Genomic DNA, 16,760 nt, shown 5'->3' on the forward strand with positions numbered 1-16,760 from the left:
AGGTGACGGAGGACTGAGTCACCCGGCGCTGCGCACGTGTCCGCGCCGACCCGTAGCGTGGACACGTGCGCACGCAGGACCGGTCGCAGCTCGCGCTGTTCGCGACCGAACTCGATTTCCCCCTCGACGACTTCCAGGTCGAGGCCTGCCGCGCCCTCGAGGACGACCGCGACGTCCTGGTGTGCGCCCCCACCGGGGCGGGCAAGACCGTCGTCGGTGAATTCGCCGCCCGTCTCGCGCTCGCAGCGGGCGGACGCTGCTTCTACACCACCCCCATCAAGGCGCTGAGCAACCAGAAGTACCTCGACCTGTCGCGCCGCTTCGGCGACGACCGTGTCGGTCTGCTCACCGGCGACATCTCGCTGGACCCGCACGCGCCCGTGGTCGTCATGACCACCGAAGTGCTGCGCAGCATGCTGCACGGCGGCTCCCCGCTCCTGCACGGACTCACCCACGTCGTCATGGACGAGGTGCACTATCTCGCCGACCGCGAGCGCGGTGCGGTGTGGGAGGAAGCGATCCTCTCCCTTCCCGACGACGTGCGGCTGACCAGCCTGTCGGCCACGGTGAGCAACGCCGAGGAGTTCGGCGGCTGGCTGCGCGGCGTCCGCGGCGACCTCGCGGTCGTCGTCGAAGAGACCCGGCCCGTCCCGCTCACCCAGCACATGCTCGCCGGCGGGCGACTGTTCGACCTGCTGTCCCCGTCCGGCACCGTCGACGAGACCCTCGAGCGGTACATCGCCCATCGCCAGCTCGTCGAGGCCGCACCCGGCCCCGCGACCGGCCGTGGGCGGCGACGGCGACGTGCACGCGGAGCACCCGGACCGGCCGGCGCCGACCTGCCCGAGGTCGTCGCCCGGCTCGAGGCCGAACAACTCCTGCCGGCCATCTGGTTCCGGTTCAGCCGCAACGGCTGCGACGACGCCGTCGCCGAATGCCTCGAATCGTCGGTCCGTCTCACCGAGGCGGCCGACGTTGCCGAGATCCGCGCGGTCGCCGACCGGCACACCGCCGCCCTGCCGCCCGCCGACCTCGACGCCGTCGGTCACACCGAGTGGCTCGAAGGACTCGAACGCGGTTTCGCCGCGCACCACGCCGGCCTGATCCCGGCCTTCCGTCACACCGTCGAGGAGTTGTTCTCCCGCGGTCTCGTGCGGGTCGTGTTCGCCACCGAGACCCTCGCCGTGGGGGTGAACATGCCGGCGCGCACCGTCGTCCTCGAACGCCTCGTCAAACCCACCGCCGACGGCCCGGTGCGCCTCTCCCCCGGCGAATACACCCAGCTCACCGGTCGCGCCGGCCGCCGCGGCATCGATGTCGAAGGCCACGCCGTCGTGCTGTGGAGTCCCGAAGCCGCCCCCGCGACCGTCGCCGGTCTCGCCGGCGCACGCTCGTACCCGCTGCACAGTTCGCTGCGCGTCGGCTACAACACCGCGGTCAACCTGGTCGCCGGTCGCGACATCCCCGGCTCCCGGGACTTCCTGCGACGCTCGTTCGCCCAGTTCCAGGCCGAACGATCCGTCGCAGCGCTCACCGACGCCGTCCGCGCGAACACGACGACGCTGCGCGATCTCGACACCGAACTCGGGGACGTCGAGGGTTTCACCGAGTACCGGCACCTGTGCGACCGGCTCGCCGAGGCACGGCGCTCCGGTTCGGCCGAACTCGTGACGTCACTGGCACGGGCGGTGCGGTCACATCCCGCACATCGACGCGGCGACAGGGAGCGCCTCCTCGCCCTCTCCGCGCGACGCGCCGCGGTGCACAGCGACACCGAACGGATGCGGTCGCAGATCGACACGGTCACCGGCCGCCTCGTCGAGACCTTCGATCGCACACTGGATCTGCTCGAGGAGCGGGGTTATCTGCTCCGCGACCCGATGGGCAGGTCGGCCTACGTCACCGACAACGGCCGTCGCCTGGGCCGGATCTACTGCGCGAACGACCTTCTCGTCGCCGAATGCGTGCGGACCGGGGCGTGGTCGGGACTGACGCCGGCCGAACTCGCCGCCGTCGCCTCGAGCGCTCTGGGCGAGACCCGGCGCCGCACCGTCGGAGTCCCAGGACGTACCACCCCGGCGATCGACGAGGCGCTGCGCGCCACCTCACGGCTGTGGAGCGAACTCGCCGGACGCGAGGAACGCCTCGGCCTGGACGTGGGACCGGATCCGGATCCGACCGCCGTCGCCGCGATCCACCGCTGGGCACGCGGGGACGGACTCGCCGCCGCCCTGCGCACCGCATCGGACGCGGGGCTCTCGGCAGGCGATCTGGTCCGGCGCTATCTGCGCACCCTCGACCTCGTGGATCAGACCGGACTGTGCCGACGAGACGATCTGCCGCCGGTCTCGTTCACCCTGACCTGAGAACTGCAGGATCTACGGCATCGTGCGCTCTAGGGCATCGAGTACTCGACGGAGCACAGCCGCTCCGACAGTTCCCACAACCTCCGCGCCAGGATCTCGTCGCGTGACCGCGAGGTCGACTGCACCCGCTTCGGCCGGCCGCGCATCTCGAAGAAGGAATCCGGCCCGTAGTAGCCACCCGGCTCCGCCTCCGGCGAGGTCGCCGCGTAGAGAGTCGGGAGCGCACCCTGCTGCGGGGACTGCCCGATGATCGGGGTGACGAGTTCGACGATCTTCCCGTGCCAGGACTCGCTGCGGTACTGCAGATTCGTCGACGAATAACCCGGATGCGCGGCAAGCGAACTCACGCTCGATCCGGCGGAGCTGAGGCGCCGCTGCAGTTCGTACGCGAACAACAGGTTCGCCAGCTTCGACTGCCCGTAGGCGAGCCACCGCTCGTAGCGGCGACGTTCCCAGTTGATGTCGTCGAGATCGATGCTGCCGATGCGGTGCATCGTGCTGCTGACCGTCACCACCCGGTCGGTGATGCGGTCGAGCAACAACCCGGTGAGCGCGAAGTGGCCGAAGTGATTGGTCCCGATCTGCATCTCGAAACCGTCGGCCGTCCGCCGCAGCGGCACCGCCATGACACCGGCGTTGTTGACCAGGACGTCGATACGCTCGTGCTCGGCACGCACCTCGTCGGCGAACGCACGGATCGACGAGAGATCCGCCAGGTCCAGACGGCGCACGGTCGCGCGGTCGCCGAGATCGGCCGCGACCGCCTCACCCTTGGCGACATCGCGGCACGCGAGCACCACCTCGGCACCGGCCCGCGCCAGCGCCCGGGCGGTCTCCGCACCGAGTCCGCTGTTGGCCCCCGTCACGACCATCGTGCGTCCCGACAGATCCGGAATATCGTTCGTGGTCCACCCCATGCCCGCCACCCTACGGACGCGCGCCGCGCGGCGACACCCCCGTTTCCGGCGTCGACGGGCCCGATGGATCGCATCCTCGCCGTGGGGCGCACCTGCTCGTAGACTTCCCCGGAACTCACGACCGCAGGCGCGCGGGGGCGCATGCACGACAGGGAGGTTCCATCGATGGGGCACCACCCCGGACGTCCGGACCGCGAACTCGCCGCAGCGTTGCGGAACGGGGAGCCGGACGCCACGGCAGCGGTCTTCGACCGTTTCGCCCCCGGCCTGTACGCGTACGCGTGCGGCTTCGTCGCCGTGTCGTCGGCCTCGGACGTGGTGTACGACGCGGTCTGGACGGCGACCGCGCGGATCCGGTCGCTGCGCGACGAGAGCCTCCTGCGGGCCTGGCTCTACGCCGTGGTCCGCGCCGAATGCATCCGCGTGCTCGAGCGCACCGGCTCCGCCCTCGAATATCTCCCCGCGGCCGACCCCACCTACCAGGCCGCCTCCGACGTCCTCGACGTCCGTGAGGCGGTCCACCTGCTCGACGGCACCGCCCGCGAGGTCGTCGACCTCACGGTCCGGCACCACTTCTCGTCCCACGAGATCGAGGCGATGCTCGGTTCCGCCGGCGACGGACGTGTCCTCGCCCATGCGCAGGACTTCGTCGACCGCGCGGTGCCCCGCGTGCCGAACGCTCTCGGAACGTTCTCGCTTCTCCCCTTCACCCCGCTGCCCGCACACCTGCGGGGACGGCTGCTCGCGGTGCAACCCTCCGAGGCGGAACTGATCGATCTCGGGCGCCGGCTCGAACCGCTGGACCGGGAGGGCTTCCCCCGTCGCGATCGTCGCGCGAAGCGCACCGTTCCCGTCATCGCGGCATCGGTGGCGGTGTTCGCGGTGCTGGGCGTCGGCGCGTTGTTCGTGTTCCCGCAGGCCGAGCCCGTCGAGCGGCAGGTCCTGCGTCCTGCCGCCGAGCCGACACTCGACATCGGGTCACCGTTCGCGACGACCACGACCACAGCGACGACCGAGACCACGACAACCACCGAGCCCGCGGAGACGACGACGGAGGAACCCGAGGCCGAGGCACCGGTGATGACCACCACCTCGGCACCGACCGCCGAGCCCGCTGCGGAATCCACCGCTGCCCCCACCACCACGGCGACGTCGACCGCCGGTGGCTTCACCAGGCGCGGCGGACCGGGACGCGACACCGAGCCGGACGAGGACCGCCCCCGCCGGGACACCGAGGAGAGCGACGCGCCGAACACCGGAACGCCTCGCCCCACCACCACGGGTGAGCCCACCACACCGCGGCCGCTGCCGCCGCTGCCGACCTTCCCTCCGCGCGGCGGCGCGTGAGGGGCGCATCCCTGTCACACGGCGGAGACGAGGACGTAACACGACGGGTCTACCTTCGCGGAGTCGAGCACTCGCATTCCGGTGACGAAGGAGGACCCGGTCGTGGCACCACGCCGTAGATCCGCGTTGCTGGACGAGCTCCGGGTCGACGTACCGGGCCGCCCGCAGGACGTGATCCTCGAGGAACTGCGTCGTGCCTTCCTCTCCGGGGCCGCTCCTCCGGGCACACCGATCCCCGTCGGGGAGGTCGCGGAGTTGTTCGGGGTGAGCCGCATCCCGGTCCGGGAAGCACTCAAGACCCTCATCGGCGAAGGCCTCGTGACCCACCGGCAGAACCACGGATACATCGTCGCCCAGCTGACCATCGCGGAGCTGCGCGAGATGTACCTCGTCCGCGAAACTCTCGAATCGGCATCGCTCGCGGCGGCCGTGCGCAACGCCACCGAGGAGGACGACCGGCGCGTCGAGGAGTCACATCGACTTCTCGAACGCGCTGTGCAGGAAGGCGACTCGCGTAGCTATCACCGCGAGAGCCGCGTCTTCCACATGGCCCTCACCAGGCCGTCCCGCATGCACCGTCTGCTGCACATGCTCGAATACGCCTGGAACATCACCGAACCCGTGCAACCGATGGTGCACGTGAGCGATTCCGAGCGCGCCGAACTCCATCGCGAGCACGAGGCGATGCTCACCGCCTTCCTCGCGCGCGACACCGACGCGCTGCTCGCGGCGTCCGAACACCACAACCGGCACCTCGACGTCGCCATCTCCGGCCTCACCGCCGAATCCGGCCTGCTTCCCGCGGAAGATATACAGTTCGGGTAACTCTCCGGCAATATCGCCCGGTTACGGTCTGCACATCGGAATTCACCACCGCCGTTGATGTTCCGTCGATCGATTCGACTCCGCCCACCGGCCTCGCACCGGGACACGGGCGGCTCCCCCTCGCACAGGAGCAGGCATGACCGAAGTGCTGACACCGAGCGCCGGCAGCGTCCCCGCCGCAGCCCCGCCGCCCACGACCGGATACGACCCGCGGCTGACCAACGACGACCTCGCCCCGCTGAAGAACCAGCGGTGGGGTTCGTACAACATCTTCGCTTTCTGGATGTCCGACGTCCACAGCGTGGGCGGGTACGTCACCGCCGGCAGCCTGTTCGCTCTCGGTCTGGCCAGCTGGCAGGTCCTCGTGGCCCTGCTCGTGGGCATCACTATCGTCTACTTCTTCTGCAATCTCGTCGCCAAGCCCAGCCAGGTCACGGGTGTGCCCTATCCGGTGATCTGCCGCAGCGTCTTCGGCGTCCTCGGCGCGAACATCCCCGCGATCATCCGCGGCCTGATCGCGGTGGCGTGGTACGGGATCCAGACCTTCCTCGCCTCGGCGGCACTCGACGTGGTGCTGATCAAGCTGTTCCCCTCACTCGCGCCCTATGCGGTGGTCGAGGACTACGGATTCGCCGGTCTGTCCGCACTCGGATGGGTCAGCTTCCTGACGCTCTGGGTGCTGCAGGCCTGCGTGTTCTGGCGCGGCATGGAGTCGATCCGGCGGTTCATCGACTTCTGCGGCCCGGCCGTCTACGTCGTGATGTTCCTGCTGTGCGGTTATCTGATCTCCCAGGCCGGTTGGAGCGCAATCGATCTGACCCTCGGTGAGGTCACGCACACCGGATGGTCGTCGGTGCCGGTCATGCTCGGCGCGATCGCCCTGGTGGTCTCGTACTTCTCCGGCCCGATGCTCAACTTCGGCGACTTCTCCCGGTACGGGAAGTCCTACGCCGCCGTCAAGAAGGGCAACTTCCTCGGTCTGCCGGTGAACTTCCTGGTCTTCTCGCTGCTCGTGGTGATCACCGCATCGCTCACGCTGCCCGTCTACGGCGAACTGATCACCGACCCCGTCGAGACCGTCGCCCGCATCGACTCGACCTTCGCGATCGTGCTCGGCGCGCTGACCTTCGCCATCGCCACGATCGGCATCAACATCGTCGCGAACTTCATCTCCCCGGCCTTCGACTTCTCGAACGTCAGCCCGCAGAAGATCAGCTGGCGCGCCGGCGGCATGATCGCCGCGGTGGGCTCGGTGCTCATCACCCCGTGGAATCTGTACAACAACCCCGAGGTCATCCACTACACCCTCGAAACCCTGGGCGCGTTCATCGGTCCGCTGTTCGGCATCCTCATCGCCGACTACTACCTCGTGCGCAAGCAGAAGGTGATCGTCGACGACCTGTTCACGATGTCGGAGAAGGGCGCGTACTTCTACCGCAAGGGCTACAACCCGGCCGCGGTGATCGCGACCGTCGTCGGCGCCGTGGTCGCGATGATCCCCGTGCTGTTCAACGATGCTCCCGGTATGGGTACCGCCGCCCAGTACAGCTGGTTCATCGGCTGCGGTCTCGGCTTCGTCGTCTACCACCTGCTCGCCACCCGTACCCGCCTCGCAGTCCGTCTCCCCGATCCGGTCGCACAGGAAGCAGTCTGATCCTCCATGTTCATCAAGGTCGTCAACCCGAACACCACGTGGTCGATGACCGCCACGATCGAGGCGTGTGCCCGGGCCGTCGCAGGTCCGGGCACACGCGTCGAGGCGGTCAGCCCCACCATGGGCCCACCCTCGATCGAGAGCCACTACGACGAGGCGCTCGCCGTGCCGGGCATCCTCACCGAGATCGAGAAGGGTGAACGCGACGGCGTCGACGGCTACGTCATCGCGTGCTTCGGTGATCCCGGACTGGACGCGGCGCGCGAGCTCGCCGGCGGGCCCGTCGTCGGCATCGCCGAGGCCGCCATGCACACCGCCGCGGTCCTGGGGCGCGGATTCTCCGTCGTCACGACGCTGGCCCGCACGACCGGACGCGCGTGGGACCTCGCCCACCGCTACGGCATGCGCGACGCGTGCCGGGGCGTGCACGCGTGCGACCTGCCGGTGCTGGCCCTCGACAGTGATCCCGACGCACGCAAGATCGTCACCGAGGCGTGCCTCGATGCCCTGTACGAGGACGGTTCCGACGCCATCGTGCTCGGCTGCGCCGGGATGGCCGACCTGTGCGCCCACATCTCCGCGGAGATCGGGGTGCCGGTGGTCGACGGTGTCGCGGCCGCGACGCTGACCGTGCAGTCGCTGGTCACCATGGGGCTGGCGACCGGCAAGCGGGGCGAGTTCGCAACTCCCCCGCCGAAGCGCTATACGGGACTGCTCGACGGGTTCACAACGGGCGGGTGAAGCCCGCCGACCCACCGTCACAGCCGGTGAAGCCCGTCCCTGTCCTCCCGGCAGGGTGGATCCCCCTACGATCGGGGCGTGCCGTCCATCCACCATGCACCGCTGAGGAAGACCGACCCCGAGAGCCTGTACCGGATCGTCGCCCTGCGGACCGACGTGTTCGTCTTCGAGCAGGGCATCACCAGCGAACCGGAACTCGACGGCCGCGATCTCGACCCGACCACCGAACTGTTCTGGACGCGGGAGGGTGACGAGGTCCTCGCGACGCTGCGCGTGCTCCACGACGACGGGGACGTCGCCCACATCGGCCGTGTCGCCACCGCCCGGCACGCACGCGGGCGCGGCCTCGCCGCGGAGCTGATCGAGGCGGCGCTCGGGACCTGTCCGGGGGTGGTCGACATCTCGGCGCAGGCGTATCTGGAGCACTGGTACGCGCGATTCGGGTTCGTGCGCACCGGAGCGAACTACCTCGAGGCCGGGATCGACCACGTGCCGATGCGCCGCACCCCGTGACCGCAGGGCGCCCCTCGGGCGGCGGTCACGGGGTGCGGGCGACGACGCGTATCAGCCGATCTCGAAGTGCACTCCGGTGAGCTTCTCCGACAACTCCCACAGCCGCGTCGCGGTCTCGCGGTCGCGGGCGCGACGCCCCACGCCGGCGACACCGGGCGCTCCGTAGAGCAGGAAACGCGGACCGATGTAGCCGCCCGCGATGCCCGGATCGGAAGCGGCGAGCACGACCGATTCGGCCCCCTGGTCCGGGGTGCGCTGCAGGATCGTCTTGCCGAAACCGAACAACCGGTCGAACCACGTCCCCGTGTGACTGCCCACCTCGGTGGCCGCGTAGCCCGGATGGGCCGCGACGGCGCGCAGCGGTGAGCGGACCGCGGCGAGTCGTCGTTCGAGCTCGAGCGCGAACAACAGGTTCGCGAGCTTCGACTGTGCGTACCCCGCGGCGCGGTTGTACGGGCGGCGCTCCCAGTTGAGGTCGTCGAGATCGATCCGGCCGATCAGATGGGCGGCACTCGACACCGTGACGACGCGACCGGTGATGCGCGGCAACAGCAGCCCGGTCAGGGCGAAGTGTCCGAGATGGTTCGTTCCCATCTGCATCTCGAACCCGTCGGCGGTGCGACGCAGCGGCACCGCCATGACCCCGGCGTTGTTGACCAGGACGTCGATCCGCCGATCGGCGAAGGCGTCCGCGAAGGCACGGATCGCCGAGAGGTCGGCGAGATCGAGCGACATCATCTCGGCCCGGGGGCCGATCTCGTCGGCGATGCGCTTGCCCCGGTCGACGTTGCGACCGGCGAGGACGACGGTGGCACCGGCAGCCCCGAGGGCCCGGGCCGTCGCTTCACCCACCCCGCTGGTGGCCCCCGTCACGACGACGGTGCGGCCGGCCAGCGATGTGGTGGCGTCAGGCGCCAATCGAGGACTTGAGCATCGGGAGCATCGCCCACAGCTCGTCCTGCCAGTAGCCCCACGAGTGGGTGCCCACGACAGGGAACGAGAAGTGTGCGGTGTCGATGCCCAGGGTCAGCAGGCGCACCTGGAAGGCGCGGTTCTGCGTGCGGGCGAGCGCTTCGAGACCCATGGCGTTGGTCGTGTTGAAGCTGCCCACCAGCGAGCTCGGCCGGTCGTACTGGCCGGGCAGACCGCTCGCCGCGGAGACCCACATCGGCAGGCCGCGCAACTGCGGCGCCGCGACGAACGGGTCGTGACGCAGCCACGCCGGGTTCCAGGGCGGTCCCCACATCGCGTCGGCGTTGTATCCACCGGCGTCGAGCATGGCGAGACGGATGGCCTCGCGCATACCCGGAGCCGAGAGGTTGAGGTAACCCGAGAGCGAGCCGGCGAACTTGAACTGGTCGCGGTGGTAGGCGGCCAGGATCAGCGCCGCGTTACCGCCCATCGACAGGCCGACCACCGCGTTGTTGTTGCGGTCGATGCCATAGGCGTTCGCGAGATGGTCGGGGAGGTTCTGGGTGAGGAAGGACTCCCACTTGTAGGTGTAGGGCTGGCCGTTGAAATTGCTCGGCGCGTACCAGTCGGCGTAGAAGCTCGACTGTCCACCCACCGGCATGATCACGTTGACCCCGTGATCGGCGAGCCACGCCGCGTTGGTCTCGTGTTCCCAGCCGCTCACGTCGTCGGTGGCGCGCAGACCGTCGAGCAGATAGACGGCCTTGTTGCTGCCGTTGTTCGCCCGCCAGATGCGCACCTTGATCGCCCCGACCCCACCCGGTGCGGCGACCATGTCCTCGTGGAAGCGTTCGTACGGATCGGCCGCAGCCGTGCCGGCACCGAGCCCGCTGAACGCGAGCGCCAGCGGAAGCACCAGTGCCGCCACCAGCAGTCGTACGAGAGCGCGTCCCCCCCGCCGACGTGTTCCGGTCTTCGCCGAAATCGTCACAACAAGCTCCCCTTGCACTCCAGTAACATTCTTCACTTCCGTCCCAGGGTATCGACGGTGCAGAAACCTTAAGCAGGCTTGCACACAATCGTTATCGTGGAAAGTCCGGCAGCGTTATCGTCCGGCCTTCGGCACTCGCATTCCGGTCGCACCGCTAGCCTGACGATCCGTGCCCGAAGCTCCCCTCCCCGTTCGCGACGGCCTGAACCCCACCCGCCTGCGACTGCCGGAAAACCCCAGCTGGGAGACCATAGCGGAGTTCCTGCTCGCGCGCTTCCCGAGCGACGCGACGCGCATCGCGGAGAAGATCGAATGCGGCGAAGTGGTCGTACAGGACGGCACACCGATCACGCATTCGACCCCGTACGTCCCGCGCGAATTCGTGTATCTCTACCGTGATCCGCCCGCCGAACAACGCGTCCCCTTCGAGATCGACGTCCTCCACCGCGACGAGAACCTGCTCGTAGTGGACAAACCGCACTTCCTGGCGACCACCCCGCGCGGCTCGTGGGTGACGGAGACCGCCGTCGTCCGGTTGCGCAAGGAACTGGAGTTGCCCGAACTGTCCCCCGTCCATCGACTCGATCGGCTCACGGCGGGCGTTCTGGTGTTCACCGTCCGGCGCGAGGCACGACGCGCGTACCAGATGTTGTTCGACCGGCGTCTCGTCGAGAAGGAGTACGAGGCGATCGCCCCGGCGGCGCCGCATCTCGACTTCCCTCGCGAGGTCCGCAGCCGCATCGTCAAGGAACGCGGAGTGCTGCAGGCACGCGAGGTCGACGGTCCCGTCAACGCCGTCACCCGGATCGACGTCACAGGCACGGCCGGCGGCCGTGCGCGTTACCGATTGCGTCCCGAGACCGGCCGGACGCACCAACTCCGGGTACACATGAACTCCCTGGGAATCCCCATCCTCGGCGACAACCTCTATCCGGAGGCGTACGAGGTTGGGCCGCAGGACTATTCGAATCCGCTGCAGCTTCTGGCCAGGTCCCTGTCGTTCCACGATCCGATCACAGGTCGGCCGACCCGCTTCGTAAGCCGACGAAACCTGGCAGCATGGAGTAACAGCACACCAGGACCCCGCTGACCGGCGAGTTCTCGTCTTGGAGGTTTCCATGGAAATCGGCAGCATCTCGCGTACCTATGACGGGCGGGTGGCCCTGCGGTTCGAACGCTCGTTCCCCCACCCGCCGGAGAGAGTGTGGCGGGTCCTCACCGATCCGCAACATCTCCGCGCCTGGTTCCCTGCCGACGTCGAGTTCGAGCTCACACCCGGCGCCACACTCGAATTCCGCTCGACGCAGGAACAGACCCGACGTTTCGGCCTGCCGGAAGGGCACACCACCATGGGCAGTGTCCTCACGGTGCGGCCCGCACGGATCCTGGAATACCTCTGGGACACCGACGTTCTGCACTGGGAACTCACCCCGGACGGCTCCGGCGGGTGCTGGCTCACCCTCACCCACACCACCGACGACGAGGAGGACGCCCTCGCACACGGCGCCGCCTGGCACGCCGGATTCGAGGTGGTCGAGGCCCAGCTGGAGGAACGTCCGGTGGACTGGTCGATCTGGGATCGCGCAGCCGAACTCAGCACGCACTACCAGGGCAGCTCGGGCTGATCGCCCGGGTGGAATCCGCTAGCGGCGCGCCCCACGTCGCGCAGGAGCCGAACCGACGCCGTCGAGATCGTGCTCCCGGGCGGTCGTGCGCGCCACGATGCGCGCACCCCAGGCACCGATCGCGTCCCAGTCCCGGAAGTCACCGGAAGGGGCACCGACCATCCTGACAACCATCCGTTCGCCGGTGCCGAGCACCGCCGGATCCAACTTCCCCGGGAAGGTGCGATGTTCGACGGCCCCAACCCGCTCGGCGACGGCGCACGCGTCGTAGCACGTGTTCACCGACCTCCCGCCCGAGGCGACGGGACCCGACGAGAACAGGTAGACGTCGCGTTCGCGCAGTTCGGCCGCGTGCCGGTCGGAGAACTCCCGCGCGCTGCGCAGCCAGCGACTGCGGTAGACGGCACTGCCGAGCACCACGACGTCGTACGCGTCGACCTCGTCGACGTGCTCGGGCGCGTTCACGTCGACCTGCGCGCCGTGGTGGCGCATCGACGCGGCCAGCGCTGTCGCGATCTCCGCGGTCGAACCGTGCCGACTGGCCACCGAAACAAGAACCTTCATCACTACCTCCGGACCCGCGTCGAACCATGATCACCCCGGAACCGGGCCTTGACCAGGGCCGAAGTGCCCTTTGCCCGGTATCGGCAGATCACAGTCGGACGAACCCCCTCATATCGGACCGCGTGGCAAGGTGGACTCGACATAGACGGAGAAGGAGTAGATGGATGCCCAGCACATCGCCGGCGACCGTCGCGGAGGAGGCGGAACGCAAGTACTCCGCCCCCGGCGACCGGCCGCTTCCGGACTTGACGGGACTGCCGTCCGTCGATGCGATCGACGTCGACCGGTTCGAACTGTCGGCCCAGTACTACGACACCGCCGAGCTGAGCCTGCTGCGCTCGAAGATCACGCTCCGGAGGCGCGAGGGCGGCGACGACGCGGGATGGCATCTCAAACTGCCGTCCGGTATCGACACCCGCACCGAACTGCACTTCCCTCTCGGTGACGACTCGGCCGAGGACGTTCCCGCAGACCTCGAGTCCTTGTTGCGCGGCATCCGGCGCGGCGCCCCGCTGAGCCTGGCCGCTCTGCTCGTGACCCGACGACATCGGCACCGACTCCGGTCGTCCGACGGCGGCCTCGTCGCGGAGGTGGTGGTCGACGATGTCGACGCCGTGCGCGGAGCCGACGGATCGGAGATCCGCTGGAAGGAGATCGAGGTCGAGTGGAATTCCACCCTCGGCGACAAGGCGGTCGGCCGATTCCTCACGGCGCTCGAGGAGCGCTTCGCGGCCGTCGGCATCACCCGTTCGGAGAGCCCGTCGAAGCTCCACCGCGTGCTCGGCGACCTGATCCCCACCCGCCCGTCGATCGCGAAGGGGTTGCTCCCGGTACGCGACTATCTCTCGAGCGAACTGCACACCCTGGAGCTGTCGGACATCGCGGTCCGTCGCGACACGCCCGACGCGGTGCACAGCATGCGCAAGGCCGCGCGGCGTCTGCGCAGCGCACTGCAGACCTATTCCGACGAGATCGTCGTCGATCACGATCTCGTCGACGAACTCCGTTGGCTCGGAAGACGTCTCAGCCCCTCACGCGATCTCGAGGTCCAATGGGAGCGGCTCGCGGATCGCGTGGCCGACATCCCGGTCGAATCGCATCGGGAAGCGACGAGGGCCCGTATCGACGAGTACTTCTCGGCCAGGTCGGAGTCCGCCCGCCTCGAGGCCGTCGACACCTTGAACTCGGATCGGTATGTCGGGCTGCTCACCCGCCTCGACGCAGCGATCGACGACCTCGCTCCCGCCACCGAAGCGGCGGGGGCGCGACCGAAGGTGGCACGGAAGGAACTGCTGCACGCGGTCGCAGCGCTGTCGAAGAAGGTCTCACGCCGCGTCGACAAGGTCGGCGACGCCGAGAACCCGGCGGAGCGCGACGCGCTGATGCACCGGGCCCGCAAGGGCGCCAAGCGGATGCGGTACGCCATCGAGGTGATCGCGCCGCTGCACCCGAAGCGTTCGGGACGGATCCTCGACCGGTTCGACGACTTCCAGGATCTGCTCGGTGAATTCCAGGACTCCGTCGTGGCGCGGGAACATCTCCTGGACATGCTCTCCGAGCAGGGGCACGCCGCCGAGACCAGTTTCGGGCTCGGGATCCTGTTCCGCATCGAGACCGAGCTCGGCGACGCGCAGGCCGCGCATCTGGACGGCGGCTGGAAGAAGGCCTTCCGCTCCGCCCGCCGATTGTGGACCTGATCGAGGTCCGAAGGCCCTGGCCCGGGCACCCCGGATCGGAGATCATGAAGATCGTCGACACCGGGCCACAGCCGCGTCGTGGCGGTAACGTGGCCTCGAGCCGACCGGCGCACGGGAAGCCGCGCGCCGCAACGAGAAGGAGATATCGATGAGCACACCGAGCACCCGCAAGGCAGTCGTCGCAGGCGTCGACGGCTCCGAGACGGCTGTAGCGGCAGCGCGGTGGGCCGGAGCCGTCGCGTCGCGTATCGGAGCACCCCTCCACCTCGTGCACTCGATGCCCCCGGAAGGCATCTTCTACAGCGAGGCCGCGGTGCTGGTGCAGTCGCAGATGATCCAGCAGCTCGAGGAGGACGGCAAAAAGCTCCTCGCCGACGCCGCCGAACGAGTCCGCGCAGATCACCCCGATCTCGAGATCAGCAGGTTCATCGGTCCCGGACCCGCAGCCAAGTCGCTGCTCGAGGCCGCCGAGGACGCACGCCTGGTCGTCATGGGCGCCACCGGCGCGGGTGCGCTGGAGAACTTTCTGCTCGGCTCCACCGTTCTGCGCGTCGCGAACCATTCACCCTGCCCGGTGGTCGTGTGGCGCGGCAACACCGATTCTCCGCTGCCCGATTCCCGGCCGATCGTCGTCGGTGTGGACGGCAGCGAATTGTCCGCTGCCGCAGTCACTCACGCGTTCGATCTCGCGTCGGCCCTCGGGGTTCCGCTCCGGGCAGTGCACTCCTGGCTCGGTGACGCCGCACTCGGTGTCGGCGCCACGGCCGCACTGGTCGACTGGGATGCCGTGGAGACCTCGGAGACCGCGGTTCTCGCCGAGACGCTGGCCGGCTGGAGCGATCGCCATCCCGAGGTCACCGTCGAGCGTGTGATCGACCGGGGCCCGGCCTCGAAGGTCCTGCTCGCGCACCTCGACGACGCCCAGCTCGTCGCGGTCGGAAGCCACGGGCGTGGCCAGTTCCGCGCCGCCCTGCTCGGATCCACGAGCCAGAACCTGCTGCACAAGGCTCCGTGCCCGGTGCTCATCGCCCGCAAGGTCTAGAACCGACCGTTCCGGGCCGACGGGGATCGCTTCGACGAAGCGATCCCCGTTCGCTGTTCCCGGGGCGCGATCACCAGGGCGCCGGACCGAGCATGCTCTCCAGCCGTGCCGCGTCGACGGTCTCGACACCCGTATCGATCGCCACCGCCTCCGGCCACGGATCCCGCCGACGGAGTTGCTGTTCGAGCACAGCAGGGGTCGCATCGGATGCATCGTCGCCGCGATCGGCGCGGGATGCCATCCGCTGCAACAGGATTCCCTTGTCCGCACGGCACTCGATCTCGATCACGTCCACTCCGGCGCCGTCCGCGACCTTACGGGCCGCGTCGCGCTGCCCGGACGACAACCAGGTCGCGTCCAGCACGACGGATCGCCCGCGGGCAAGAGCGGTCTCGGCGCGGCGCAGCAGTTCCCCGTAGGTCGCCTCCGAATGCGCCGGTGCGTACAGACCGGCATCCGTACCGTCGCCGGTGCGGTCGGTGGGTTGCAGACCCGCCAACTCCTTGCGGACGACGTCGCTGCGCAGTACATCCGCTCCGAGATACGCACCGACCGTGCGCGACAGTGTCGTCTTGCCGGTCGCGGAGACACCACCGACGAGCACCATGCGCACACGTCCCCGGTCGAGATGTCCCTCGAGCAGCTCGACGAAACCGGTCGCCGTCTCCCGCGCCGCTGCATCACCCTGCTCGTAGCGCAGAGCGGTCACCTTCGCGCGCACCAACGCTCGATAGGCGATGTAGTGGTGCACGAGCGAGGAGGGCGGGTGATCGCCCGAGACCTCGCCGTACTGTTCGAGCAACCGCCGTGCCGCGGCCTCGGCACCGAGACGTTCGAGATCCATTGCGAGGAAGGCGAGATCGAGTACGGCGTCGCCGTAGCGCAACTCGTCGTCGAACTCGAGGCAGTCGATGATGCGCGGACCGTCGTCGAGACAGAAGATGTCGTCGGCGAGCAGGTCGCCGTGTCCGTCCACGGCCCGGCCCGCCGCGATGCGTTCGTCGAACAGCACCGTTCGACCGGCGAGGTAACGGTGCACGGACTCCCGGATCCGCGTCAACGCCCCGACACGATCCGCCCCCACCTCCAGCCGGCCGAGATGGTCGAGACTGAGATCCCACAACTCGGCGACGAAATCCGCGGAGGCACACCGGTCGATCTCGGGACCGTGCGGCGAGGAGGCGTGCAGTGCGGCGACCTGCCGTGCCACCTCGTCGATCACCGCCGACACGTCCTCACCTCGACGGACCGCCGCGGCGAGGCGCCGGTCGTCGGGCAGCCGCACCATCTCGACGAGGTGCTCGCACAGCTGTCCGTCCGGGCCGTGGACATCCGCGACACCCAGGTAGACGTCCGGTGCGAGACGCCGGTTGAGCTCCACCTCCCGGTGGCAGATCCGTTCGCGGGCCTCACGCGTGCGGTTGTCGAGGAAACCCAGGTCGAGCGGCTTCTTCAGCTTGTGCACGCGGTCGCCGACGAAGAAGACCACCGACGAATGCGTCTCCCTCACCCCCGCGTAGCCGACACCCTCCGGTCCGGCACCTGTGGTCACTGCGCCCTCCCTGC

The 16,760-nt window shown here is 69.0% G+C and carries 15 protein-coding genes; 10 read left to right on the plus strand and 5 right to left on the minus strand.

The genetic code is table 11. The features are described 5' to 3' along the window. The first annotated feature begins 65 nt into the window (after window positions 1-65). Window positions 66-2,366 carry a DEAD/DEAH box helicase gene (locus B9C99_RS11090; protein ID WP_088897838.1) on the plus strand — a complete coding sequence of 767 codons (2,301 nt, stop codon included), beginning with the start codon at window positions 66-68 and terminating at the stop codon, window positions 2,364-2,366. A gap of 29 nt (window positions 2,367-2,395) precedes the next feature. Here B9C99_RS11090 and B9C99_RS11095 read toward each other — a convergent pair whose 3' ends face one another. Next, on the minus strand, window positions 2,396-3,283 hold the full coding sequence (locus B9C99_RS11095; protein ID WP_088897839.1) for an oxidoreductase: 888 nt from the start codon (window positions 3,281-3,283) through the stop codon (window positions 2,396-2,398). Window positions 3,284-3,448: 165 nt separating this feature from the next. Here B9C99_RS11095 and B9C99_RS11100 point away from each other — a divergent pair, with 165 nt between their 5' ends. The 5 genes from B9C99_RS11100 to B9C99_RS11120 all read left to right on the plus strand — a co-directional run bounded on the left by B9C99_RS11100 (window position 3,449) and on the right by B9C99_RS11120 (window position 8,363). Then, window positions 3,449-4,630 (plus strand): sigma-70 family RNA polymerase sigma factor, encoded by a 1,182-nt coding sequence (locus tag B9C99_RS11100; RefSeq protein ID WP_088897840.1) that lies wholly within the window; start codon window positions 3,449-3,451, stop codon window positions 4,628-4,630. A gap of 102 nt (window positions 4,631-4,732) precedes the next feature. Beyond that, entirely contained in the window at window positions 4,733-5,455 is a 723-nt protein-coding gene (locus B9C99_RS11105) for a GntR family transcriptional regulator (RefSeq protein ID WP_088897874.1), read from the plus strand. 136 nt (window positions 5,456-5,591) lie between these two features. After that, window positions 5,592-7,109, plus strand: coding sequence for an NCS1 family nucleobase:cation symporter-1 (locus tag B9C99_RS11110; protein WP_088897841.1), 1,518 nt, complete (start codon window positions 5,592-5,594; stop codon window positions 7,107-7,109). Between the two features lie 6 nt (window positions 7,110-7,115). Then, window positions 7,116-7,850, plus strand: a complete 735-nt coding sequence (locus B9C99_RS11115; protein ID WP_016693038.1) for an aspartate/glutamate racemase family protein — start codon at window positions 7,116-7,118, stop codon at window positions 7,848-7,850. Window positions 7,851-7,928: 78 nt separating this feature from the next. Next, window positions 7,929-8,363: a GNAT family N-acetyltransferase gene (locus tag B9C99_RS11120; protein ID WP_059384207.1), complete on the plus strand. Its 435-nt coding sequence runs from the start codon at window positions 7,929-7,931 to the stop codon at window positions 8,361-8,363. A 51-nt stretch (window positions 8,364-8,414) separates the two neighbouring features. On the opposite strand, the gene B9C99_RS11125 is transcribed toward B9C99_RS11120, so the two are convergent. Further along, on the minus strand, window positions 8,415-9,281 hold the full coding sequence (locus B9C99_RS11125) for an oxidoreductase (RefSeq protein ID WP_088897842.1): 867 nt from the start codon (window positions 9,279-9,281) through the stop codon (window positions 8,415-8,417). Further along, complete coding sequence (locus B9C99_RS11130) at window positions 9,271-10,266, minus strand: alpha/beta hydrolase family protein (protein WP_253250037.1); 996 nt, start codon at window positions 10,264-10,266, stop codon at window positions 9,271-9,273. The genes B9C99_RS11125 and B9C99_RS11130 overlap by 11 nt, the downstream gene beginning before the upstream one ends. Before the next feature lie 169 nt (window positions 10,267-10,435). Between B9C99_RS11130 and B9C99_RS11135 the strand changes: the two genes are divergently transcribed. Next, entirely contained in the window at window positions 10,436-11,356 is a 921-nt protein-coding gene (locus B9C99_RS11135) for a pseudouridine synthase (RefSeq protein ID WP_088897843.1), read from the plus strand. 28 nt (window positions 11,357-11,384) lie between these two features. Further along, the gene (locus B9C99_RS11140; protein ID WP_060651943.1) at window positions 11,385-11,891 is read left to right on the plus strand and encodes an SRPBCC family protein; all 507 of its coding nucleotides are present in this window, start codon (window positions 11,385-11,387) and stop codon (window positions 11,889-11,891) included. An 18-nt stretch (window positions 11,892-11,909) separates the two neighbouring features. On the opposite strand, the gene B9C99_RS11145 is transcribed toward B9C99_RS11140, so the two are convergent. Then, window positions 11,910-12,455 carry a flavodoxin domain-containing protein gene (locus tag B9C99_RS11145; protein ID WP_088897844.1) on the minus strand — a complete coding sequence of 182 codons (546 nt, stop codon included), beginning with the start codon at window positions 12,453-12,455 and terminating at the stop codon, window positions 11,910-11,912. A 164-nt stretch (window positions 12,456-12,619) separates the two neighbouring features. Here B9C99_RS11145 and B9C99_RS11150 point away from each other — a divergent pair, with 164 nt between their 5' ends. Both B9C99_RS11150 and B9C99_RS11155 read left to right on the plus strand, forming a co-directional pair. Continuing rightward, on the plus strand, window positions 12,620-14,152 hold the full coding sequence (locus B9C99_RS11150) for a CYTH and CHAD domain-containing protein (protein WP_016693031.1): 1,533 nt from the start codon (window positions 12,620-12,622) through the stop codon (window positions 14,150-14,152). A 148-nt stretch (window positions 14,153-14,300) separates the two neighbouring features. Then, entirely contained in the window at window positions 14,301-15,194 is an 894-nt protein-coding gene (locus B9C99_RS11155; protein WP_088897845.1) for a universal stress protein, read from the plus strand. A 70-nt stretch (window positions 15,195-15,264) separates the two neighbouring features. Here B9C99_RS11155 and B9C99_RS11160 read toward each other — a convergent pair whose 3' ends face one another. Beyond that, window positions 15,265-16,746: a bifunctional aminoglycoside phosphotransferase/ATP-binding protein gene (locus tag B9C99_RS11160; RefSeq protein WP_253250038.1), complete on the minus strand. Its 1,482-nt coding sequence runs from the start codon at window positions 16,744-16,746 to the stop codon at window positions 15,265-15,267. Window positions 16,747-16,760: the final 14 nt, after the last annotated feature.

Origin of the sequence: Rhodococcus sp. BUPNP1, assembly GCF_002215235.1 — a bacterium.
Taxonomy (GTDB): Bacteria; Actinomycetota; Actinomycetes; order Mycobacteriales; family Mycobacteriaceae; genus Rhodococcus.